The sequence below is a fragment of the Trichococcus sp. genome (assembly GCF_049589555.1).
Lineage (GTDB): Bacteria > Bacillota > Bacilli > Lactobacillales > Aerococcaceae > Trichococcus.
The window spans coordinates 1-21,213 of the sequence record NZ_JBAWAZ010000331.1; the positions used below are offsets into that span (position 1 = coordinate 1).

Below are 21,213 nucleotides of genomic sequence, written 5' to 3' on the forward strand. Positions count from 1 at the left end.
CATTTGAGGCGACCCTTCTGCGCTTTTCCTAGTTTTTCATGCCTTCGATGAAATCGATAGCGGACTGTAGGATGCTTTTGTCGTTGTCATAGGTGATGGCCTGCAACGCTTCGTTGAACGGCATCCAGGCGAAGTCGGTGACTTCGGCATCCTGTTTTTCGATCGTTTCGGTGTGTGCGAAGGCGATGAAGTAGACGACTTCTTTCATTACGTCAGGAGCCGGGGAGTAGCTGATTGATTTCCGGAAGGTGGTGCTTAGATCGGTGCTCAAGCCGGTTTCTTCCTTGATTTCCCTCAATGCCGTTTCGACTTCCGTTTCGCCGTCCTCAACGTGGCCTTTCGGGAATGCCCAATGGCCGCCGTTTTCGTGTTTGATCAACAATACTTTTCGGTTCGTGTTATCCGGGGAGAGCACGATGGCTCCGCACGATTTTTCTGATTTCATAGTTTATGCTCCAATCATTTGTTTTGTTTAATATAGTATAACAAAAAATCGGCCTGCATCGCACCCGTATCTGATGCTGATCCATAAAGCATAATTCGTTATTTCAATACAAATACCCAAAAAATATCCGAAACGTTCGCTTTTAACCCCGAATAATCCCGAAAATGTGAACATTCTCATAATGAAAGCCCTTATAATTCGGTATTTACACTTTACAATTGTATGTGATATCGATATAATTTTATTTGTCGTTAATAAACGAATTATATTTTGTTTTGCAATCATTAATGTTCGTCATCAGGAGGAGAAACATGGAAGAGAAAGTACATACAGGCCTGACTTACGGTGTGGAGGATAAACCGGATTTAGGCACGACAATCGTTTTAGGATTTCAGAACGTCATCACCGCTTTCGGTGGTTTAGTGGCAGTACCGCTTATCATTGCCGGAATCGCAGGTTTCGGGGTTGAGGATACTGCTTATATGGTCAGCGCTGCGCTTTTGGCCTCGGGTATCGTTTCAATCATTCAATCAAAAGGTTTCGGTCCGAAATGGTTCCGCGTCGGTGCAGGCTTGCCGACAATCATGGGAACTGACTTTGCTTTTGTGGCACCGGCTGCTTCCGTCATCGGAGCGGGCGGTATCACTGCCTACTTCGGCGGTACGATGTTGGGTGCTTTGTTGGAAGTTGGTTTAAGTTATTTTGTAAAACCGTTATTGAAATTTTTCCCGCCGGTAGTGACCGGATCAGTTATCTCTTTGATGGGTATGACGCTGATGTCCGTTGCGATGGGCTGGGCAGGTGGCGGATTCGGATCTGAGGATTTCGGTAATCCGATGAATATCGGTATCGCAGTGCTCGTGTTCCTGATCATCGCTTTGATCAACCATTACGGACCAAGCAAAATCGCGCCAGCCGCTGTACTGATCGGTGCCGCAATCGGTTATTTCGTCTGCATTCCATTGGGGATGGTCGACTTCGGCCAAGTCGTTGCCGCTGAATGGTTCGCCTTCCCGCAATTCTTCAAATTCGGAGTACCCGATTTCAAGCTTGAATATGCGATTCCTTTTGTTTCTGGTTATCTCGTAACAGTCATCGAAACAGTTGGCGTTATGCAGACTTTGGGTGCCGTTACGGAAACGAAACTGACGGATGAAAGAATCGCTGCCGGTGTCCGTGCGGATGGTTTCGGCTCGTTCATCGCGCCTTTCATCGGTTCCGGTCCTGCCGCTACTTTCAGCCAAAACGCTGGATTGATTCCGTTGACCCGCAATGCTTCCCGTAAAGTAGCCATCATGGGCGGTATCATCATGATTGTGATGAGCCTTTTCCCTAAATTTGCCACTTTGATCTCAATCATGCCGCAACCTGTATTGGGTGGTGCCGGCATCTTGATGTTCGGTACGGTTGCTGCTGCCGGTGTGCAATCACTTTCACGCGTTGAATTCAACAACCGCAACATGATCATCGTCGCTTCTGCGTTGGGTGTCGGTCTGGGTGTTTCCTTTGTTCCGGATACAGTCGCGCAATTGCCAGGCATCTTGAGCGGATTGTTCTCATCCGGCATTTCGGCAGGAACAATCGTTGCGTTGGTGTTGAACATCATTTTGAAAGAAAAAGTCTAAACATACGCTGCTTGAGCAGCTTGAATGAAAAGAAACACGTAAGCATCCGCTTGGCTGCTTGCGTGTTTCTTTTTGAGTAAATGAGAGCATATTGAAAAGACGATATGCTTTCATTTAAAATTTTCGAAAAATTATTTTGCGCGCTTTACTTCAATTCGATAGCCATCAGGGTCCGTCACAAAGAAATAGGTGGGTGTGCCGCCTGAAAGTCCTTTTAACTCACCTGTTTCGTAAGCAGAGGCTTTACAAACTTCATGCATTTTTTCTAAGTCAGTGACAGTTACACCTAAATGACTGAAGCCATTTCCCACATTGTATGGCTCGGCATCGTAATTGTAAGTGAGTTCAATTTGTACAGAAGAACCGGGAGAATTCAGATAAACTAAATCAAACTTATCTTCAGGGAATTTTCTGTGGCTGGCAACTTCAAAATCAAATAGATTAGTATAGAAGTTTAAAGTGGCATCAATATCTCTGACACGCAGGCAAATCTCAACGAGTTTTTGGGTCATAATTTTTTAGTTTTCGGAAACCCGCGACTTCAGTCGTGGGAGGAGAAACCGATTGGCCCAGCGGACCAAAAGATCTCCTTGATTTCCGAGCTCCTTCCTCTTGTGTTCCAAGGGAACTTACGTTCGCATTTTAATATGATTCCCATGGCGATTGTAGTATAATAGGGTTATTGAAGGGTGGTAAATTCCGTGGAACTAAATCTGACGATCAAAGTAAAATTGAAGCTCTCGAACCCTAAAGACGCATTGGCGTTTCAAGAAGTCTGCGAACGGTATAGGCAGGCATGCAATTACGTATCTGATTATGTTTTTAACCACAATTTCGAGTTAAATTCCGTTAGATTAAACGAAGTTTTGTACCATGATGTTCGCCAGCGGTTTCATTTGAAATCCCAATTGACCCAATCAATCTTTCGGACCGTTGCGGCCCGATACAAAACCGTTCAAACGCAACTCCGTCGCAATTCCAATAAATATGACAGCAGCAAAAAGGATGAGGACGGAAAGCCAGTGTACATTACAGTTCAAAAGGACCTGAATTGGCTCTGGCACCCTATCCAGTTTTCTCAACCACAAGCAGATTTGGTGCGCAATCGCGATTGGAGCATTGTCGATAACGGCAAAACGTTCTCAATCAATACGCTAAAAGGGCGCGTGAAGTGCGGTTTTTTCCTCAAAGGTTTTGAAGAGTATTTTGACGGTACCTGGGCGTTTGGTTTGGCAAAATTGGTCAAGTCAGACAAGCATTGGTTCTTGCATATTTCGGTAAAAAAAGAAGTCTCCGAAATGGAATTGACAGACATCAAACACGTTGTCGGAATCGACAGAGGGTTGCGTCAATTAGTGACAACCTATGACGAAAAAGACAAAACCACTTTCTACAACGGAAATGCAGTCTTGAAAAAGCGCGGGCACTACAAAGAACTGCGCCGCAGTTTGCAGGCACGCAACACCAGGAACTCCAAACGTCGTATCCGGAAAATGGAAAGGCGAGAGAACCGCTGGATGGCAGATGTGAATCACTGCCTGTCTAAGACACTCGTCTCCCTGTATGGTTCCGATACGGTATTTGTGTTGGAAGATTTGATTGGCGTGCGTTTCGTCACGGAACAAGTTGCGAAATCACAACGCTATGAGCAAGTATCGTGGGCTTTCTTTCAATTCGGGCAGATGCTCACTTACAAAGCCAACAAAGTTGGCTCCATGGTGGTTGAAGTAAGTGCCGCGTACACAAGTCAGCGTTGTCCCAAGTGTGGCACAATCAAAAAATCCAATCGGGATAAGCACCATCATGAATATCACTGCCCATGCGGGTATCGCTCAAACGATGACCGTGTTGGCGCAATGAATATTCAACAACTTGGGACACAATACGTAAGCGGTGTAGCGCATCCCAAATTTGAGAAACAACAAGCAAATTCCTAGTGCATAAATGTGCTGGATTGCCGGCAAAGTCAGCTGTCGGGCTACTCCATCCTGGTTGAATAAGAATGGAGCAGTGAGTAACGCCAACATTTTGAGGGACCAACCGATCTCAAATTACTCAGGAGTCCGCAGGACGTTTGAACTGCGTAGCGTTAGGCGTAAACCTAAAAGTATTAGTGAAGCTAATGCACTCGTCACGAAGTGGCGAGAGGCAAGCTCGTGACTTTAGTCATGGGTAGTTGACAATATCATCCTCCAATAGTTTCTTACTTATGATTTTAACATGATTAGATCATATAGGCATTTTATTCGCCCCCATGGTATCTTCTATATTGCATTCTAATATATCATTAGGTAAAAAGCACAGAGTTTAATCTGTTAATACGAGCAGTTATTGACAAAATTGCCCGATAATCCAGAAGAATCGGACAAGCAACGGCCATGGACAAAATATCGAATGCACGGTTACTTCCGTTTGTGCACGCATTCGCCCTGAACCCAGACCTCGCGGATGTTTTCCAGACGGCTCAAAAAGAGAATCTTGTGCAACAGATTTTCCATGGAAATCTCCGCATCGAACAAAGGTAATTTGGAGTTCGGCGCGTTAACGTCGATCACTTGGACATCCCAGACATAGTTTTCCTCCAGGCGTCCGATCGGTAGGCTCAGGCTCTGTCCTCCGCCGGCAGTCGCATAGTAGAACGCCTCGTTGGCGCCAATACGCGAATGCGGTAGGCCGCGTTCCAGAGCTTCGAGTGACGGATCGACGCCTTCCTCCAGCATCCGCGAGGAGATGACAGCCTGCCGGATGTTGTCGAAAAGGCTGGGGGAGAAGCCGCCGGAGATGTCCGTGCCCAAGCCGATGTCGATCCCTTTCCGAGTGAAGCGGGCCGCGGGAAGGACACCGTTCGAGAAGCAGACATTCGAAATCGGACAATGTGCAATCGCGGTGCCGGTTTCGGCAAACAAATCGGCATCCGCATCCGAAAGGAAGACGGCGTGCGCCATGACTGCTTTGTCCTGCAGAAGCCCCATCTCATGGAGAGCAAACGTGTCGCTCTTGTGCATCCGCTCGAGGACATAGTTGTGCTCCCAATCGCTTTCGCTGCAATGCGATTGGATGTGCGTGCCGTATTTTTTCGCCAATTCGCCGAGACCCGCCAACGCTTCGTCCGTGCAGCTCGGGATGAAGCGGGGAGTCACGACCGGATAGACGCCTTGTTTGGTCGTCTTGTTCAATTCCTGGACCAACTGGATGAAACTTTCCGTGTCCGCCAATGCGGCTTCCGTGCTTTCATCCCGGTAATACGCCGGATTTTCTTCCTTATCATCCATGACCACTTTCCCGACCAAACCGCGTTGGCCTTTGTCGGCGCAGATTTGGGCCAACAGATAGCTGGCTTCCTTATGGACGGTCGCGAAGTAGAGCGCAGTCGTCGTTCCATTCGCCAACAAAGTTGTGACGAGATCCTGATAGACTTTGCGGGCGAAATCCAGATCGGAGAATTTCGATTCCAGCGGGAAAGTATAGGTATTCAGCCAATCATGCAAAGGGATGTCCATGGCTGTCCCGGCCTGCGCCCATTGCGGAGCGTGGATGTGCAGATCGATGAACCCCGGCAGAAAATACTGTCCCTCAGCAAGCGCAATGAATGATTCCGTTCCACTATACGAATCCAAAACCGTTCCGTAATCAGCATCCTTCGTCTTCAGTATGCGCCGGATCACGCCATCCGCATCCAGACAAAACAGACAATCCTCCCATACGCTCACTTCCTGCGGCGACCTGCTCGTGAAGGCCGTCCCCCGAAACACTTTAGCATACGCATGATCCATATGAATTCCTCCTTGTCCTGTTTCCTTGCCTCCATTATATCACTGCAGACGAAAAGGTGGATCGCGCAAGCTATGATATCTAAGCGCCGATTATTCAGGTATACTTAAAGAAAGAGAACTATCAGGAAGGAATGAAGCAAGTGCCCGCCAAAATCATGGAACCCGTTCTGCCAAAGGATTTGCCTGAAATAAATTTCGCCGACTGTTTCGATCCGGATGAACCTTACATAGAGCATGGCGTCTTCAAAGATACTGCCATCGACCTTGGCGACAGACGGGGAGTGGAATTCACCGAAGTCAGATTCCAGAACGTGACTTTCAGCGAAGCGACAGTGCCGCAATTGTACTTGCGGGATGTCATCTTCGAAAGCTGCGATTTCGCCAATGTGCAGCTGGATGAAGTGACGATGAAACGGGTCCGCTTCGTAAATTGCCGCCTCATCGGCACCTCGATGACCGAAGGGGTCTTCGAGGACGTACTCTTCCGCGAATGCAATCTGCATATGGCTGCTTTGGGATTCAGCAAGCAGAAGAATGTCCGTTACGAGAACTGTCGCTTGAATGAAGCCGATTTTTATACCTGCAAACTGAAGAAAGTCGATTTTTCGGAGTGCGAGCTGTCCGGAATCAATTTCACGGGAACACCTTTGAAGGCGATCGACATCAGCAGTTGCCGATTCGAGCGCATCAGCGTCACGCTTGAGGATCTCAAAGGCGCAATCGTCAGCGAGGAACAGGCGTTGGACTTCGTTGTGATGCTCGGGCTGGTTATCAAAAAGTAAACAATGCGAAAGATAGAATAAGGAGGACGATATGGAGAAAAAAGTATTGGCAAGTGAACTTGCTTTGGCGATGGGCGTGCTATGCAACGCCATTGCCGTGTCGTTGATGATCAAGAGTGAATTAGGAGTGTCTACGATTTCTTCCGTGCCGGTGGTGTTGAATGAAATGTTTGCGCACGTGACGATCGGCAGCTGGAACTTTCTCTTCCAAGTGGTCCTTGTGGTGGTGATGGCTCTGATTACGCGAAAGTTTTTGGGATATGTCTTTTCGATTGCATTGGCTTTGCTTTTCGGCTACTTGTTGGATTTCTTCGAATTGCTTTTTTCGGGCATCGTTGCAAATATCCCGCTGCGGATCATCTTCTTTTTCACCGGATTTTTCATGTTGTCGCTTGGGATTAGCCTAATGCTGAATTGTCGGTTGCCAGCCCTTCCTTTCGACTTGTTTGTGCGTGAGATGTCCGAGCATTTTGGGCTCACCGTGAAACAGATGAAGACTGGATTCGACGCCGTTTGCGTCGGGTTGAGCGTTGTCTTCTCTTTGTTGTTCCTGGAGGGAATCGCTGGAGTCGGGCTCGGGACCGTGTTTGCCATGCTCTTCACCGGTACGGTGACGCAACATTTCGTGAACCGATTGAATAGCCGCTTCGTTTTCCAGAAGATGATGGTCACCAAAAAACGCGCGTAACGCAGAGGCAGCCTCCTAGCGAGGCTGCCTCTTTTGTCATCAGAAGTCAGAATGTCGACCACAAAGATGAATAAAAACACAGAATCCATCTTTTCGATGCGAAATACGGTCAAAAAGATGGATAACTATAAAGAATTCATCTCTACGGGGCGAAATGTGTTGAAAAACATGAATAAACGCAAAAAATCCATCTTTTTACCGCAGAATGCTGCTTCGCAGCACACTAGTAATAAATCTGATAACATCCGTTTTCAAAAAAATGCTGTTCCACCAATACGCTAAATGAAAATGAGATTTTTTTAAGGAAAGGGCTTGCATGTTTTTGTTGGAAGTGCTAACATGTTGTTCATAGGATTGTTACTGGTTGTGCAGGCAAAACCTAAATTGATACGAGATGATGTGCACATCATTTGGTGTTAGTTTAGGTTTTTTTTAATGGAAGGGGGAATGGGGATAATCGATGAAGATTGAAAAAGTCTACAATAACAACGTGGTCCTGGCGAAAGCCGGCGATTCATCCGAAGTCATTGTGATGGGAAAAGGGATCGGTTTCCAGAAAAGATCAGGGGACGTTTTCGACAAGTCTTTGATCGAGAAAACCTTCGTCATCCAGGAAAATGATTCAGCAGATCAATTAAAGGCCATTTATCAAGATTTACCGCAAGAAGAATCAGATGCCATTTTTAAGATCATCCAAGAGGCCGAGACGAGGCTGAATCATATCTTCCAAGCAAACGTCTACCTGACGCTTGCCGACCACATCCATTACGCCATCCAGCGGACAAAGGAAGGGATCGACTTGACCAATCCTTTGGCCTTCGAAGTGAAGAAGTTCTATCGAAGGGAATACGAGCTCGGCAAAATTGGGCTTGAACTTATCGCGGAACATACCGGTGTCATGATGGCACCTGACGAAGCGACATCCATCGCTCTTCATTTCGTGAATGCGCAGAAGGAAGGGCAACTGATCGAAGAGACAATGAAAGTGACCCGGATCGTACAGGACATCCTGAACATCGTCCGCTTGCATTTCGGAGTCGCCTTCGATGAAGAATCGATTTCCTATAATCGTTTCTATACCCATCTGCAGTATTTTGCGCAGCGGGTCGTCATGGGAGAAGTTTTCCAGACGGCTCCGGACACCTTCTTGGTGGAGCAAGTGAAGGCAAACTATCCGGCTGCCTATACCTGTGCCAACAAAATATCGACCTATGTCGGAGCTGCCCACCATTTCCAAGTCGGGACCGACGAACTTGTTTACCTCACGATCCATATCCATCGGGTCGTGCAGCAAAAGTGAATACTTAAGATGCTCTCAAGAGGATTGTTACTGGTAAAGCAGGCAAAACCTAAGTAGACAGCAGCGGAAGAAATTCCCATGCTCTCTATTTAGGTTTTTTTTATAAAAAATAATAGAAAAAGAGGGATACAACATGAAATATGAAGAATTAGCAAAAGACATTTTGGCTCATGTGGGCGGCAAAGAAAACGTCCGCAGCCTGGCTCACTGCATCACGCGTCTGCGTTTCAAATTGGTTGACGAAAGCAAAGCGGACACGGACTACCTGAAAAAACTTGAAGGTATCGTTACCGTCATCCAAAGCGGCGGCCAGTATCAAGTCGTAATCGGCAACCATGTACCGGATGTCTACGCAGCAGTCAACGCTGTCGGCGGATTGAATGGCGGCGGCGAAGTTGAAGCGGAGGACGAAGGTCCAAAAGGCAGCCTGTTCAATCAGTTCATCGATATGATTTCGAAAATTTTCCAACCGATTTTGGGACCTTTGGCAGCTACAGGGATGCTGAAAGGTGTGGCTGCAATTATGGTGGCTGCGGGCATGTCGACTACTGATGGGGCCTATGTCCTGATTCAAGCAGCTGGTGACGGATTCTTCAACTTCCTGCCGATCTTCCTTGCATTCACTGCCAGCAAACATTTCAAAATGAACAGCTTTACTGCGATGGCAGTCGCAACCGCAATGGTCTATCCAGGCTTGGTCAATCCTGCAGGAATCGATCCATTGTACACTTTATTCGTTGGTTCCATTTTTGAATCGCCAATCTACATGACTTTCTTGGGCTTGCCGGTCATCATGATGAGTTATGCCTCATCGGTTGTACCGATTCTGTTGGCCGTCTTCCTAGGTTCCAAAGTCGAAAATGTTTTGAAGAAAATCGTTCCGGATGTCGTGAAATTATTCTTGGTACCTTTCTTGACCTTGTTGATCGTCGTTCCTTTGACCGTCTTGTTTGTCGGACCGCTTGCCACATGGGCAGCTACGTTGCTCGGCGCGGGTGTATCCTGGATTTATAACTCGAGCCCAATCGTTGCAGGTGCTGTATTGGGAGGCGGTTGGCAAGTATTCGTCATGTTCGGTTTGCATTGGGGCTTGGTTCCGATCGCAATCAACAACTTGGCGACACAAGGTTATGATCAACTATTGTCAACTGTATTAGGTGTTTCTTTCGCTCAGACAGGTGCAGTATTGGCTATTTTGTTGAAAACGAAAGAAGCAAAAGTAAAACAATTGAGTATTCCGGCTTTCATTTCCGGTTTGTTCGGGGTAACTGAGCCTGCTATCTACGGGATCACTTTACCGATGAAACGTCCTTTCCAATTGAGCTGTATTGCTGGTGCAATCTCCGGTATCGTGGCAGGTATCTTCAAATTGACAAGCTACCGTATGGGCGGTATGGGCGTCTTCTCATTCCCTAGCTACTTGGAAGCAAACGGAACAATGAGCTTCAACTTCTGGGCTTCCATCATCGTATGTGCAGTAGGGTTTGTTGCAGGCTTCATCCTTGTATTCTTCTCGAAAATTCCAGTTCTTTATGGAGAAACTGAAACTGCAACAACTGCAACAAATACAGCAACAACACTGAATACAAACTCTGTAGTTATTGAAGCAATGAAAAAAGACTTGAGCGCAGCAGCTGAAAAAGACTTGGTCGCTAGCCCAATGATCGGCGAAATGGTTCTCTTGTCAGATGTTCCGGATGAAGCTTTTGCGACTGGTGCACTTGGTAAAGGAATCGCGATCCGTCCGACTGTCGGTGAAGTCTATGCTCCGGCAAACGCAACTGTAACACTCTTGTTCCCGACGCAACATGCAATCGGTTTGACGACTGAAAACGGAACGGAAATCCTGATCCACGTCGGAATGGATACGGTCCAATTGGATGGTAAAGGCTTCACGAGCCATGTGCAACAAGGCGATAAAGTAGTAGCCGGACAATTGCTGTTGGAATTCGACATCGACTTTATCCAAAAAGCTGGCTATGAAATCATCACACCAATCATCGTCACAAACAGCAATGACTACTTGGATGTCATCACGACGAAAGAAGCAACATTGGCTGACGGCGACTATTTGCTGACGGTCATTGCATAAACAAAAGATATTCGGGAAATCAATCTCAACCGCAAGAAATATTTCCGGATAAAAACCAGATATCCGGGGAAAAAACCTAGACCGCAAGCCAGCTTCCCGAATAATAACCAGATATTCGGGAATTTGGTTTGTGGTCTCAGGCGCCCGAACCCATTTGGGATGATTTTTCATAATTCGGGGCTGTCCCGCAATGAGTCAGACCCGTGCATAAAATAGAACCAGAATAAAGAATAGGAGCGATCACATGCAAACAGTATTTCCAAAAGGATTTTTATGGGGTGGCGCAACAGCCGCAAACCAATACGAAGGTGCTTATAATGTTGACGGAAAGGGGCTTTCCGTTCAGGACGTAACCCCTCAAGGCGGATTTGGGCCGATCACGGATGGTCCTACACCGGACAACATGAAATTGGAAGGGATCGACTTCTACCACCGTTATAAAGAAGATATCGCATTGTTTGCGGAAATGGGCTTCAAAACATACCGTACATCCATCGCTTGGACGCGCATTTTCCCGAACGGCGACGAAACGGAACCGAACGAAGCTGGCTTGCAGTTCTACGATGATCTGTTCGACGAATTGGCAAAATACGGCATCGAGCCGCTGATCACTTTGTCCCACTACGAAACACCGCTGCACCTTGCCCGCGAATACGATGGCTGGGTCAACCGCAAAATGATCGGCTTCTATGAAAATTACGTGCGCACGGTCTTCACGCGCTACAAAGACAAAGTAAAATACTGGTTGACGTTCAATGAAATCAACTCAATCATCCACGCGCCATTCATGAGCGGCGGAATCGCGACAGCTCCTGAAAAATTGTCGAAATCCGATCTGTACCAAGCTTGTCACCATGAGTTGGTAGCCAGCGCTTTGGCGACAAAAATCGGCCACGAAATCAACCCGGAATTCAAAATCGGTTGCATGGTCATCGCAATGCCGACGTACCCATTGACTTCACATCCTGATGATATCATCGCGGTTATGGAAGCGGATCGCCAAAACTTCTTCTTCTCGGATGTGCATGTACGCGGCACGTATCCTGGTTACATGAAGCGCTATTTCCGTGAGCGCGGCATCGAGCTGAATATCACGCCGGAAGATGAAGAAATCCTGAAGAACACTGTCGATTTCGTTTCCTTCAGCTACTACATGAGTTCAACGGAAACGGCTGATCCTACCAAGAGAGCAGCAGGCGAAGGCAATATCTTGGGCGGTATTCATAATCCATACTTGGAAGCTTCCGAGTGGGGCTGGCAGATCGATCCAAAAGGCTTGCGTATTATCCTGAATACCTTCTGGGATCGTTACCAAAAACCATTATTCATCGTCGAAAACGGTTTGGGTGCAGTCGATCAGCTGGTTGAAGGCGAAGACGGCCAAATGACTGTCAACGATGATTACCGCATCAACTACCTGAACGACCACCTGGTGCAGGTTGCGGAAGCAATCGCAGACGGCGTGGATCTGATGGGCTACACGACTTGGGGCTGCATCGACTTGGTCAGCGCGTCCACTGCAGAATTGAAAAAACGCTATGGCTTCATCTATGTCGACCGCCACGATGACGGATCCGGCACTTTGAACCGTTACAAGAAAAAATCATTCAACTGGTACAAAGAAGTCATTGCTACAAATGGCGCATCTTTGGTAAAGAAATAGGGGGAAATTGTCATGTCTGCAGGTAAAGGATTTCCGGAAGGTTTCTTCTGGGGCGGCGCTACTGCCGCCAACCAATTTGAAGGAGGTTGGGATGCTGATGGGAAAGGTCCGTCGGTCATCGACCAACTGACCTGCTCGCGCGACTTTGCTGAACGCTTCGCCGGGGTCGGCGATTACTACCCTTCGCACATCGGCATCGATTTCTATCACCGCTACAAGGAAGATATCGCTTTGTTCGCAGAAATGGGCTTCCGGATGTTCCGGATGTCCATCGCTTGGACGCGGATTTTTCCGAATGGAGATGAACTGGAACCGAACGAAGCCGGCTTGGCCTTTTACGATGACGTCTTCGATGAATTGGCGAAATACGGCATCGAACCATTGGTGACGATTTCCCATTTCGAAATGCCGCAATATCTGGTCGACCACTACGGCGGCTGGAGAAACCGCAAGCTGATCGGCTTCTTTGAAAGATATGCGACAACATTGTTTGAACGCTATCAAGGGAAAGTCAATTATTGGCTTACTTTCAACGAAATCAACATGGCGACGTTCCTTCCGCAGATTTCGATCGGTTCGAAAGCCGAAGCGGGCGAAAGCCAGGAAGAAGTCATGTATCAAGCTTTGCATCACCAGTTCATCGCCAGTGCTTTGGCAACGAAAGCGGCGCGGGCAATCGATCCCGAGAACCGCATCGGCTGCATGATCGCCTATGCGCCGGTCTATCCATTGTCGGCAAAACCGGAAGACGTTTGGTCTGCGCAACGCAAAGAAGAAGAAAAACTCTTCTTCTCAGATGTCCATGCCCGCGGATATTACCCGCCGAGCAAACTGGCTTATTTCGCCACTAAAGGCATCAATGTTACCTTCGAGCAAGGCGACGAGGAAATCTTGGCTGCACATACGGTCGATTTCATTTCCTTCAGCTACTATGCTTCCAGTGCGGCCAGCTTTGCGCAATCCGGCGTGCCGGGTGAAGGCAATGCCTTGATGGGCGAGAAGAACCCATACTTGGCGGAATCGGAATGGGGCTGGCAAGTCGATCCGTTGGGTCTGCGCGTCGCTTTGAACACGTTCCACTCCCGTTACCAACTGCCGCTGATGGTGGTCGAAAACGGTTTGGGTGCTGTGGATGAAATCGTCGATGGGAAAATCCATGATGATTACCGCATCTCTTACCTCCGCGACCACCTCAAAGCGATGCGTGATGCAATCGTGCTGGACGGCGTGGATCTTGTCGCCTACACGTCTTGGGGCTGCATCGACTTAGTTTCGGCTGGGACGGGCGAGATGGCGAAACGTTACGGCTACATCCATGTGGACCGCGATAACGACGGTTCAGGCAGCTTGGATCGCTTGAAGAAGGATTCCTTCTACTGGTACCAAAAAGCCATCGCCAGCAATGGCGAAGATTTGGACTAATCAAATACAAAATCCCCTGCTTACGCATTTAATTGCGTGTTCAGGGGATTTTTATTTGCGTATATACGTTTGGGCTTCAGCCGGAATGTCCGATAATGGTGAGATATCGGACAAGAAGGTGCCTGTGAGGGTTGCGGATGTCCGATACCGTGGAAGAATCGGACAAGCTAGTGCTTGCAAGAGTCGCGGATGTCCGATATCGGAAAGAAATCGGACAAGCTGGTGCCTGCAAGAGTTGCGGATGTCTGATAATGGAAAGGAATCGGACAAGTTGATGCCTACGATGGTTGTGGATGTCCGATACCTATAAGATATCGGACAAACCGGCGTCCACAAGGTCCGCCCTTGTCCGATGTCGATAAGTTATCCGACTTTCTTCAAAAAATACTCGAACACTGACAGATCGTCCGTCAATTCCGGATGGAAGGCAGTAACCAAAATCTGGTCGTTTTCGGCCGCTACAATCTTTCCGTCGATGCTTGCGAGCACGCGGACTTCCTTTCCGACGGAGCGGATGTAAGGGGCGCGGATGAAGACGGCTTCCACCGATTCTGAGATGCCTTCAAAAGGCAGCAGGGCTTCGAAGCTGTCGACTTGACGGCCGAAGCCGTTCCGTTCTACTTCGATATCTATGAAGCCGAGCCGCAATTCATCAGGTGCATGACTGCTGTCGGTGCTGCAAAGAATCAGCCCAGCACAGGTGCCGAAAATCGCGGTGCCGGCTGCGTGAAATGCCCGTAACGGTTCCTCGAGATGCTGTTCGCGGATCAAACGGCCGATGGCGGTTGATTCGCCGCCTGGGATGATCAGTCCGTCCAGCCCTTCCAGATCGGCGGGCAGTTTGACAGCAGCGGCGGTGACACCCAACTTGGTCAGGGCCTGAAGGTGCTCTGTGACGGCACCCTGCAAGGCTAATACGCCGATTTTTTTTGTCATGCTTACCAGCCTCTTTCCTGCATACGTTCGGAGGCGTGGAGCGTACTGATGTCGATCCCTTTCATCGGTTCACCCAAGCCTTTGGACAGTTCGGCCAACAAGGCATAGTCCTCGTAATTGGTTGTCGCGCGGACGATGGCGCGGGCGAATTTTTCGGGATTTTCGGCTTTGAAGATGCCGGATCCGACGAAGACGCCATCCGCGCCCAGGCTCATCATCAAGGCCGCGTCAGCAGGTGTTGCGACACCGCCGGCAGCGAAGTTCACGACCGGTAATTTCCCGAGCAATTTGATTTCCTTGACCAGTTCGTAAGGAGCACCGATTTCCTTGGCGAACGTCATCAGCTCATCGTCTGATTTCGTGATCAACTGGCGGATTTGGCCGTTGACTTTGCGCATATGGCGGACGGCTTCTACGATATTCCCGGTCCCCGGTTCACCTTTCGTACGCAGCATCGAAGCTCCTTCACCGATGCGGCGCAAGGCTTCTCCCAGATCACGGCAACCGCAGACGAAAGGAACGGTATAGTCCGATTTCAAAAGGTGGAATTCCTCATCGGCAGGGGTCAGCACTTCGCTTTCGTCGATATAGTCGACGCCCATCGCTTCCAGGATGCGCGCTTCGGTGATATGGCCGATGCGGGCTTTCGCCATGACGGGGATGCTCACGGCGTTCATGACTGCCTCGACGATGGTGGGATCCGCCATGCGGGCAACTCCGCCGGCTGCACGGATGTCCGATGGAACGCGCTCCAATGCCATGACCGCTACGGCACCTGCAGCCTCGGCGATCCTTGCCTGCTCCGCGTTCACGACATCCATGATGACGCCGCCTTTTTGCATTTGGGCCATCCCACGTTTTACTTTTTCTGAACCGATGATTTTTGTTGTCATAAATAATCCTCCTTGGTTTAAATGATAAAATGGTTAAAGAATGGTTAAATCATAATCCCTTTTTTCAGAAACACCTACATCCAATTGGACTGTTTCCGAACCAACCAATTTGGTGTATAATGATTGAAAACTAAGGAGAGTGAAGGAATGGCGGAGTGGAGACTGGATCAGGATAGGGGCATGCCGCTTTATCAGCAGCTTATGCAGCTGATCGAAGAGAAGATAAAAGCCGGCGATTTGGTCCCCGGCAGAGCCTTGCCGGCGGAACGCAAGCTTGCGGAGGAACTACAGGTCAACAGGTCGACCGTCATCCGGGCACTGGAAGAACTGACGACGCAGGGGATCCTCATCCGCAAAAGGGGCAGCGGGACATTCGTGAATCCGAACAAATGGGGGATGCAGACAAGGCCCACCATCAATTGGCGGACTTCCTTGACGCCGGATAATCTTTCGGTGGACACCCCTTATCAAAGGGACGTCAAACAGCTATTGGCGCAGCACCGATCGCGCGAAATCCTGGATTTGGGGAATGGGGATCTGCCGAAGGACCTCTTGCCGGAACTGAAGATCCCGGATATTTCGCTGGGGGAAATGTTGCATGGGGAAGCAACATTCATCAGGGAGAACCGAGGGATCAAAGCCACGAGAGAAAGCGTTCAAAAACATCTGCATACCGCGTACGGGATGACTGTCCCTCTGGAGGAAATCTTCATCACTTCGGGAACCCAGCAATCATTGTTTTTGATTACACAAGGGCTGTTGAAGCCAGGTGATGCGATAGGCATCGAGGCTCCTTCTTATTTCTATTCTTTGCGGCTTTTTCAGGCTGCCGGTCTGCGGATTATTCCGATTCCGATGGATGGCGAGGGAATGACCGTCAAAGGGCTTCAGGAAGCTTCCTTGCAGTATCCTCTGAAGATGATTTTTCTGAACCCGATTTTCCAGAATCCGACAGGTACAGTCATGAGCCCGGAGCGGAAACAGGCGATCCTTGATTATTGTTTACTGAAGCGCATCCCGATTGTGGAGGATGATGCATACGGCAGCTTTGTTTTTGATGAAACGGTCGATAACCGTCCGTTGAAAAGCCTGGATAAACGGCAACAAGTGCTGTATCTCGGTTCCTTATCCAAATTTGCCGGTCAGCATATCCGGATCGGATGGATGGTTGGGCCAGCCGCCATTATCCGGGAATTGGCCGACATTCGCGATCAGATCGACTCCGGATTGAGTTTCTTGCCGCAGCTGTTGGCCGAACATTATTTGACTAGTGAAATCACTGCCCATCTCCCGATCATCGTTTCGGCTTTGAAAGAACGGGCTGATAAATTGCAGACCTGGCTCAGAAACAAATATGGGCCGGAGATAAGTTTTGAGCCAGCAAAAGGCGGCTACCATCTTTATTGTCGCTTCGCCAATAAAACCGATGCTGAGATGGATGAATTGCTTCAGGAATTGTTGGAAGAAAAAGTGGTGGTGAAGGAAGGCATCCAATTCGGCGACCAAAAAAACGCGGTCCGTTTCAGTTTCGGTCATTTTGTTGAGCGGAATGCAAATTCATGAGTCCGTTTTGGGACGGAAATCCTTACATTTCCGCTCCCGTTTGCTGGGCAATATTCTTTAAATGAAATGAAAACGAAAAATAAATCGAGTTCCATGTCAGGAAACCTTCCGTAAAGATAACGGGAGGTCTTTTTTGTTGGAATCCTTTATGTATCAAAGATATTGACCGTTATTGCAACCTTGTTCCCAAAGCGATGTGAACGAAGCTGACATCGCATAACAGAAAATGTCCTATCCGGTGTCAAGAAATGTTTTTTTTTTGCTTGATAAATCTATATAATCAAACCATCGAAGTTACAAAAGATATGACAAGTATGCATGAAAAGGGGAGCGAGCGTTATGACAGGAACAACATCACTAACAGAAACAGAATTGAGATATCAATTGCCGGAAATCATCACTGCGGCATTGCCGGGGGAAAAGGCAACAGCCATACTGGCACGGAGATCTGAAGCAATCCCTCCTTCTTTGACATGCGTCTACCCGGTTGCGATCGCGAAGGCAGAGGGCGCCATCATCGAGGACGTTGACGGCAACCGCTTTTTGGATTGGGTCGGAGGCGTAGGCGTTCTGAATATCGGCCATCGCCACCCGAAAGTTGTGGAAGCGGTCAAGCAGCAGGAAAACGATTATTTTCATGCGATGATCAATATCCTTACGAGCGAAAAGTATATCGCATTGGCTGAAAAAATGAATGAGATCGTGCCGGTGAAGGGCTTCAAGAAGAGAACATTCTTTGCGAACAGCGGTGCTGAAGCGATCGAAAATGGCGTAAAGGTGGCGAGAGCCTACACGAAGCGTCCGAATGTCATTGTATTCTCTGGCGCATTCCATGGGCGTACGTTGCTGACTACCCACATGACTGCGAAAAAGGCCAACTCAGTCGGCTTAGGGCCGTTCCCGGATGGGATATTCCGTGTGGATTATCCGAATCTTTACCGCAAACCGGCCTATTATACGGATGAAGAGGCAGTGGCCTACTATATCGACCGGATCAAACGCGCTTTTGACGAGTTGACGCCAGCCAGCCAAGTTGCTGCCATCGTGTTTGAACCGGTGCAGGGCGAGGGCGGCTTCATCCCGGCGCCGATCGAATGGGTCAAAGCTGTCCGCCAGATCTGTGATGAAAATGGCATCATGATGATGACCGACGAAGTGCAGACCGGATTCGGGCGCACGGGCAAACTGTTTGCATCTTCCTACTACGAAGAAGCCGGCTGTGCACCGGATATCCTGTGTACAGCAAAATCAATCGCAGGCGGTTTCCCGCTCAGCGCCATCGTTGCCCGTGACGAAATAGTCAAAGGGATCGGCGGCGGATTAATCGGAGGCACCTTCGGAGGCAACACGGTATCCTGTGCTGCGGCACTTGCGACGATTCAAGTCATCGAAGACGAAAATCTCTGCGAACGTTCATTGGAACTGGGTGCAGCTTACACTGCCCGCGTTGAGGAATGGCAACAGCAATACAAAGAAATCGGCGATGTGCGCGGATTAGGCGGCATGATCGGCGTCGAATTCATCAAAGATCACCTGACTAAAGAACCTGCCCCGGAATTGGTGAACGCGCTGATCCAGCAATGTGTACAGAACGGCCTGATCATCGAAAATGCAGGCACCTACGGGAATGTGGTCCGCTTCCTGGCCCCGTTGGTCATGACTGATGAACAGTTGGAGGCTGGGCTTGCCATCTTTGAGAATGCAATCGATGCCTTGTGCACCAAGTTAGCATAACTATCTGAAACCAATGGGGGAATACTATGTCACCGTCAGCTGAAATCATGGATTTTGAATTTTATAACCCTGTCCGGATCGCGTTCGGACGGGATCAGGTCAAAAAAATCGACAAGTTTGTGCCTAAAGATGCAAAAGTTTTGATCACTTACGGAGGCGGCAGCGCCAAACGCTCAGGCACCTTCGACCGTGTAGTGGAGGCTCTGGACGGCAGGGAATGGGGCGAGTTCGGCGGCATCCCGGCGAACCCGGTCTTTGAATACCTGATGGATGCTGTTGAAAAGATCAAAACGGAAGGGTACACCTTCCTCATCGCGGTGGGCGGCGGATCGGTCATCGACGGCACGAAATTCATCGCGGCAGCCAGCCTGTTCGAAGGCGATCCGATCGACATCTTCGCAAGCGGTGTCGGCAAAGGGCTGCCGGTCGAAAAAGCCATGCCTTTCGGTACGGTATTGACGATTCCGGCAACTTCCTCGGAAATGAACCCGATCACCGTCGTCAGCTTTGAGGAATTGCAGGCGAAGGTGAGCATCAAAAATGAGAATCTTTTCCCGGCTTTTTCGATTCTGGAACCCGAGTTGACGTATACGTTGCCGAAAAGGCAATTGGCGAACGGCCTCTCCGATTCCTTTGTCCATGTCATGGAAAACTATTTGACCTACCCTGTCGGCGCAAAACTGCAGGATCGCTGGTCGGAAGGAATTCTGCATACTTTCATCGAAATCGGGCAGGAAGTTCTGGCGGATGAAGAAATAGATTACAATACGCGTGCGAACTTCATGTGGACAGTGACGAATGGCTTCAACGGATTCACAGCTTCCGGGGTGCCGGGGGACTGGTCCAGCCATGCCTTGGGCTACGAAATCACCGCATTGAACGGTACCGATCATGCCCGTACGCTTTCGGTCATCCTGCCTGCTACCATGAAGGTACGCAAAAAGGAAAAATGGGATAAGTTGCTGCAGTACGCCGAGCGCGTATGGGGCGCCGATACCGGGGATGAGGAAGCGCGGATCGATTTTGGCATCCGCAAAACTGAGGAATTCTTCCGTTCGTTGGAAATGCCGATCCGATTCAGTGAAATCGGCATCGAAGAGACGGACATCGACTATATGGTTGAGCAACTGGAAGTCCACAAGCGGGACCGCCTTTCAGAACGCGCTGACCAGACACTGGATGTCAGCAGAAAAATCTACGAAATGGCACTATGATTTTTGGATAATAGAAAAACTGGTTGGAATCGGGATAAATGTCCCAACTCCAACCAGTCTTTTTGCGTTTTCTCAGTGGCCTTCCCACTCGGAATGGAAGTCCTTCAGGAACTGTTCCATCCGAGTGTGGCGGGCAAGCGCCTTTTGCTTGCCGGCTTCTGTGTGCATGCCGTCCTTCAGCAGGAGCAGTTTTTCGTGGAAATGGCCGATCGTATCGCTGTCCGGATCCCCGCTGTGTTCGGGATCATAAAGCGGCCGGTCTTTGTGTCCGCCATAGGCAAAAGCGCGGGCGATGCCGATTGCGCCGATGGCATCCAAGCGGTCTGCATCCTGCACGATCCGGCCTTCGATTGTTTCCAGAACATGCTTGTTTTTCCCTTGCTTGAAGGAAAGATTGTTCACGATATAGATGACCTGCTCGATGACGGAGTCGCTCAGCTCGAAAGGCCTGAGGATGTCGGTGATGATGGCTTCACGGTCGTCGTCGGTGTAGCCGAATTTATGGTCAGCGACATCATGCAAAAGGGCTGCCAAGCCGATGATGAGGCGATCGCCGTTTCCTTCCGCTTCGGTGATGTCCATGGACGTGTTGTAGACCCGCAGCGTATGCCACCAATCATGCCCCGTAGATTCGTTCCTCAGCTTTTCTGCGACGACATGTTTCACATCTTCGATAATGATTTCATTGCGCATCCTGATGCACCTCTTTCTTGGTTCTATTTGGGTTCCATTAGGTTTCTTGCAGCTTGGAAATGAGCAACTTCCGGAATGTATGCCGATCCGCGTCAGTGAATGGTTTCGGACCTTTTGTGCGTTTGCCGCTTTTGCGGACCATTGCGCTCATGTACCGGTCTTCAAGCAGCCGTTCCATATTGCTGTTATCGTAGACGAAGCCTTTATGATGGAGAACGGTCAGTCCCTTCGGCAAGGCGAGGGAGGCCAAACCGTAGTCCTGCGTGACCAGCAGATCGCCTCTTTTTGCGAGCTGGATGATTTTGAAGTCGGCTGCATCGGCACCGGAATCGACGTAGACCGTCTTCACTCCGGGCGGTTGGGGCGCATTGGAAAAGTGGGCAAAGCTGG

The 21,213-nt window shown here is 49.1% G+C and carries 18 protein-coding genes; 11 read left to right on the forward strand and 7 right to left on the reverse strand.

What is annotated here, in order from left to right; genetic code table 11:
• Positions 1-28 precede the first annotated feature (28 nt).
• Entirely contained in the window at positions 29-445 is a 417-nt protein-coding gene (locus WBV27_RS11510; RefSeq protein ID WP_424202196.1) for a bis(5'-nucleosyl)-tetraphosphatase, read from the reverse strand.
• A gap of 311 nt (positions 446-756) precedes the next feature.
• On the opposite strand from WBV27_RS11510, the gene WBV27_RS11515 reads away from it, so the two are divergent.
• Entirely contained in the window at positions 757-2,070 is a 1,314-nt protein-coding gene (locus WBV27_RS11515) for a uracil-xanthine permease family protein (protein WP_424202198.1), read from the forward strand.
• A gap of 131 nt (positions 2,071-2,201) precedes the next feature.
• On the opposite strand, the gene WBV27_RS11520 is transcribed toward WBV27_RS11515, so the two are convergent.
• The gene (locus tag WBV27_RS11520; RefSeq protein WP_424202200.1) at positions 2,202-2,582 is read right to left on the reverse strand and encodes a VOC family protein; all 381 of its coding nucleotides are present in this window, start codon (positions 2,580-2,582) and stop codon (positions 2,202-2,204) included.
• Between the two features lie 189 nt (positions 2,583-2,771).
• Here WBV27_RS11520 and WBV27_RS11525 point away from each other — a divergent pair, with 189 nt between their 5' ends.
• Positions 2,772-4,007: an RNA-guided endonuclease TnpB family protein gene (locus WBV27_RS11525; RefSeq protein ID WP_424202202.1), complete on the forward strand. Its 1,236-nt coding sequence runs from the start codon at positions 2,772-2,774 to the stop codon at positions 4,005-4,007.
• Positions 4,008-4,472: 465 nt separating this feature from the next.
• Here the strand turns inward: WBV27_RS11525 and guaD are convergent, their stop codons facing one another.
• Entirely contained in the window at positions 4,473-5,843 is a 1,371-nt protein-coding gene (guaD, locus tag WBV27_RS11530) for a guanine deaminase (RefSeq protein ID WP_424202204.1), read from the reverse strand.
• 131 nt (positions 5,844-5,974) lie between these two features.
• Between guaD and WBV27_RS11535 the strand changes: the two genes are divergently transcribed.
• The 6 genes from WBV27_RS11535 (at position 5,975) to WBV27_RS11560 (ending at position 13,790) form a co-directional block, all read left to right on the forward strand.
• Entirely contained in the window at positions 5,975-6,625 is a 651-nt protein-coding gene (locus tag WBV27_RS11535) for a pentapeptide repeat-containing protein (RefSeq protein ID WP_424202206.1), read from the forward strand.
• Between the two features lie 31 nt (positions 6,626-6,656).
• Positions 6,657-7,313, forward strand: a complete 657-nt coding sequence (locus WBV27_RS11540; protein ID WP_424202208.1) for a DUF6198 family protein — start codon at positions 6,657-6,659, stop codon at positions 7,311-7,313.
• A 460-nt stretch (positions 7,314-7,773) separates the two neighbouring features.
• Positions 7,774-8,613 (forward strand): BglG family transcription antiterminator LicT, encoded by an 840-nt coding sequence (gene licT / locus WBV27_RS11545; RefSeq protein WP_424202210.1) that lies wholly within the window; start codon positions 7,774-7,776, stop codon positions 8,611-8,613.
• 133 nt (positions 8,614-8,746) lie between these two features.
• Entirely contained in the window at positions 8,747-10,705 is a 1,959-nt protein-coding gene (locus tag WBV27_RS11550) for a beta-glucoside-specific PTS transporter subunit IIABC (RefSeq protein ID WP_424202212.1), read from the forward strand.
• A 244-nt stretch (positions 10,706-10,949) separates the two neighbouring features.
• Positions 10,950-12,368 (forward strand): glycoside hydrolase family 1 protein, encoded by a 1,419-nt coding sequence (locus WBV27_RS11555; RefSeq protein ID WP_424202214.1) that lies wholly within the window; start codon positions 10,950-10,952, stop codon positions 12,366-12,368.
• Positions 12,369-12,380: 12 nt separating this feature from the next.
• On the forward strand, positions 12,381-13,790 hold the full coding sequence (locus WBV27_RS11560; protein WP_424202216.1) for a 6-phospho-beta-glucosidase: 1,410 nt from the start codon (positions 12,381-12,383) through the stop codon (positions 13,788-13,790).
• 363 nt (positions 13,791-14,153) lie between these two features.
• On the opposite strand, the gene pdxT is transcribed toward WBV27_RS11560, so the two are convergent.
• Positions 14,154-14,726, reverse strand: a complete 573-nt coding sequence (pdxT, locus tag WBV27_RS11565) for a pyridoxal 5'-phosphate synthase glutaminase subunit PdxT (RefSeq protein WP_424202218.1) — start codon at positions 14,724-14,726, stop codon at positions 14,154-14,156.
• A gap of 2 nt (positions 14,727-14,728) precedes the next feature.
• Entirely contained in the window at positions 14,729-15,619 is an 891-nt protein-coding gene (gene pdxS, locus WBV27_RS11570; protein ID WP_107994997.1) for a pyridoxal 5'-phosphate synthase lyase subunit PdxS, read from the reverse strand.
• Positions 15,620-15,766: 147 nt separating this feature from the next.
• On the opposite strand from pdxS, the gene WBV27_RS11575 reads away from it, so the two are divergent.
• The 3 genes from WBV27_RS11575 (at position 15,767) to WBV27_RS11585 (ending at position 20,130) form a co-directional block, all read left to right on the forward strand.
• On the forward strand, positions 15,767-17,182 hold the full coding sequence (locus tag WBV27_RS11575) for a PLP-dependent aminotransferase family protein (protein ID WP_424202220.1): 1,416 nt from the start codon (positions 15,767-15,769) through the stop codon (positions 17,180-17,182).
• A gap of 339 nt (positions 17,183-17,521) precedes the next feature.
• The gene (locus WBV27_RS11580) at positions 17,522-18,916 is read left to right on the forward strand and encodes an aspartate aminotransferase family protein (RefSeq protein ID WP_424202222.1); all 1,395 of its coding nucleotides are present in this window, start codon (positions 17,522-17,524) and stop codon (positions 18,914-18,916) included.
• Positions 18,917-18,942: 26 nt separating this feature from the next.
• A complete protein-coding gene (locus WBV27_RS11585) occupies positions 18,943-20,130 on the forward strand; it encodes an iron-containing alcohol dehydrogenase (protein ID WP_424202224.1) in 1,188 nt (395 codons plus the stop codon).
• A 72-nt stretch (positions 20,131-20,202) separates the two neighbouring features.
• Here WBV27_RS11585 and WBV27_RS11590 read toward each other — a convergent pair whose 3' ends face one another.
• Entirely contained in the window at positions 20,203-20,823 is a 621-nt protein-coding gene (locus WBV27_RS11590) for an HD domain-containing protein (protein WP_424202226.1), read from the reverse strand.
• A 37-nt stretch (positions 20,824-20,860) separates the two neighbouring features.
• Positions 20,861-21,213: DUF188 domain-containing protein (locus WBV27_RS11595; RefSeq protein WP_424202228.1), on the reverse strand; the 353-nt coding region annotated here is incomplete at its 5' end.

Excerpts from the sequence above, each read along its gene's own strand:
- WBV27_RS11510 (WP_424202196.1), bottom strand. The coding sequence starts at position 445 with ATGAAATCAGAAAAATCGTGCGGAGCCATCGTGCTCTCCCCGGATAAC.
- WBV27_RS11515 (WP_424202198.1), top strand. The coding sequence starts at position 757 with ATGGAAGAGAAAGTACATACAGGCCTGACTTACGGTGTGGAGGATAAA.
- WBV27_RS11520 (WP_424202200.1), bottom strand. The coding sequence starts at position 2,582 with ATGACCCAAAAACTCGTTGAGATTTGCCTGCGTGTCAGAGATATTGAT.
- guaD (WP_424202204.1), bottom strand. The coding sequence starts at position 5,843 with ATGGATCATGCGTATGCTAAAGTGTTTCGGGGGACGGCCTTCACGAGC.
- WBV27_RS11535 (WP_424202206.1), top strand. The coding sequence starts at position 5,975 with ATGAAGCAAGTGCCCGCCAAAATCATGGAACCCGTTCTGCCAAAGGAT.
- WBV27_RS11540 (WP_424202208.1), top strand. The coding sequence starts at position 6,657 with ATGGAGAAAAAAGTATTGGCAAGTGAACTTGCTTTGGCGATGGGCGTG.
- licT (WP_424202210.1), top strand. The coding sequence starts at position 7,774 with ATGAAGATTGAAAAAGTCTACAATAACAACGTGGTCCTGGCGAAAGCC.
- WBV27_RS11550 (WP_424202212.1), top strand. The coding sequence starts at position 8,747 with ATGAAATATGAAGAATTAGCAAAAGACATTTTGGCTCATGTGGGCGGC.
- WBV27_RS11555 (WP_424202214.1), top strand. The coding sequence starts at position 10,950 with ATGCAAACAGTATTTCCAAAAGGATTTTTATGGGGTGGCGCAACAGCC.
- WBV27_RS11560 (WP_424202216.1), top strand. The coding sequence starts at position 12,381 with ATGTCTGCAGGTAAAGGATTTCCGGAAGGTTTCTTCTGGGGCGGCGCT.
- pdxT (WP_424202218.1), bottom strand. The coding sequence starts at position 14,726 with ATGACAAAAAAAATCGGCGTATTAGCCTTGCAGGGTGCCGTCACAGAG.
- pdxS (WP_107994997.1), bottom strand. The coding sequence starts at position 15,619 with ATGACAACAAAAATCATCGGTTCAGAAAAAGTAAAACGTGGGATGGCC.
- WBV27_RS11575 (WP_424202220.1), top strand. The coding sequence starts at position 15,767 with ATGGCGGAGTGGAGACTGGATCAGGATAGGGGCATGCCGCTTTATCAG.
- WBV27_RS11580 (WP_424202222.1), top strand. The coding sequence starts at position 17,522 with ATGACAGGAACAACATCACTAACAGAAACAGAATTGAGATATCAATTG.
- WBV27_RS11585 (WP_424202224.1), top strand. The coding sequence starts at position 18,943 with ATGTCACCGTCAGCTGAAATCATGGATTTTGAATTTTATAACCCTGTC.
- WBV27_RS11590 (WP_424202226.1), bottom strand. The coding sequence starts at position 20,823 with ATGCGCAATGAAATCATTATCGAAGATGTGAAACATGTCGTCGCAGAA.